1 pseudogene is annotated in these 1,500 nt (G+C 68.0%); it reads right to left on the bottom strand.

Annotated features, from left to right (window positions below):
* Positions 1-1,287 (bottom strand): annotated as a pseudogene (locus FY036_RS00125) (hypothetical protein); the annotation flags it as partial.
* Between the last annotated feature and the right edge of the window lie 213 nt (positions 1,288-1,500).

Raw genomic sequence — 1,500 nt, 5'->3', positions numbered from 1 at the left:
GGTTTCGCCGTTGCTGGTGAAGTTGACGATCAGGCCGGCGGGCGCCGCGTCGAGCGGAACGTCCGTTTGCTTGTGGCTGACGAAGGCGGCGAAGGTGACGAGTTCGCCGGTGTCGGCGGTGAACGTCACGGTCGGACCCCTGGCGCCGATGCAGTCGCCGGTGGCGGCATCGGTACGACAGATCGACAGACCGACCGGCAGTTGCGTCGCCGTCCCGTCCTGAGTTGCAAGCGAGAGCGAGGCGGTCAGCGTCGCGCGGGCGCCGCTGTTGGTGACCGCCAGCACGGCAATGCCGTCGCCATCTGCCGGAACGCGCAGGACGCCGTCATTGCTTTTCGTCACCACGGTGCTCATCAGCCTGACCGGTTCACCGCCAGGCAAGGCGGGCGCGCCGTTCCCGGCAATGGCCGCAGCCTTGTCGCCGAAGGGCGCTGCAACGACGCCTGCAGGCACGCCGGCACTGGCGGATGCCATACGGGGCTTCTGCCCCGCGTCGGGCAAGGTCGCTGCTTGCGATGTCGGCAAGGAGCCCGCCAGCGTGGATGACGTGCCGGTGAGGGCGTTGCTGCTGCCAGCGGCGGCGGGGTTTGCCAGGCTTGCTGCGGCAAGGCTCAACCCGCTCGACGACGCACCGCCTCCACGCATGTTCAGCTTGATGCTGCCGCTGGCATTGCCCACGCCGGCGACCGCGACGACGTAAAGCGTGCCGGGCGTCGGGTTGAAGGTAATGCGTGACTGCCGCACCGAGGCGCTGATGTCGTTGTTGGAGGCGATCAGGTTGAGCGAGCCCATCGAACTGCCGGTATAGACGGCCAGCACCGTGTCGAAGCTGCTTTCGACCGTGCTGATCGTCATCGGCCCGGACGACGAGGGCCGGAAGCGCCACCACACGCTGTTGCGCGCCGTTGCCACGCCGGCATGGTTGGGCTCGCCGCTCTCCGCCGTCGCGCCCGCATTGCTGCCGGTCACCGCGCGCACCGCGCCGGGAGCCGGAAGGACCGAGATGGTGCTGGCGCTGGCGAGGTTGTCGTTGGCGGGAGCCGGAGTGCCGCCACTGCCGCCGCCACCCCCGCGCAGGTTGATCTTGATGCTGCCGCTGGCATTGCCGACGCCGGCGATGGCGAAGCGGTACAGCGTGCCTGCGGTGGCGTTGAAGGTGACGCGGGACTCGCGCACCGTCCCGCTGATGTCGTTATTGGAGGCGACCAGAGTGAGCGCGCTCACCGAATTGCCCGTATAGACCGCCAGCACCGTGTCGAAGCTGCTGCCCACCGTGCTGATCGTCATCTGCCCGGACGTGCTCGGCCGGAAGCGCCACCACACGCTGTTGCGCGCCGTGGCGACACCGGCATGGTTGGGCTCGCCGCTTTCCGCAGTCGCCCCACCATTGGCACCCGTCAGACCGCGAACCGCACCAGGCGCAGGAAGAACCGAAATCGTGCTCGCATTCGCAAAATTGTCGTTCGAGGGTACAGCAGAACCACCCTGGACGTTCAACGT

Source organism: Neoaquamicrobium microcysteis (assembly GCF_008180155.1).
Classification (GTDB): Bacteria; Pseudomonadota; Alphaproteobacteria; order Rhizobiales; family Rhizobiaceae; genus Aerobium; species Aerobium microcysteis.
This window is presented reverse-complemented; position numbering and strand designations above follow the sequence as displayed.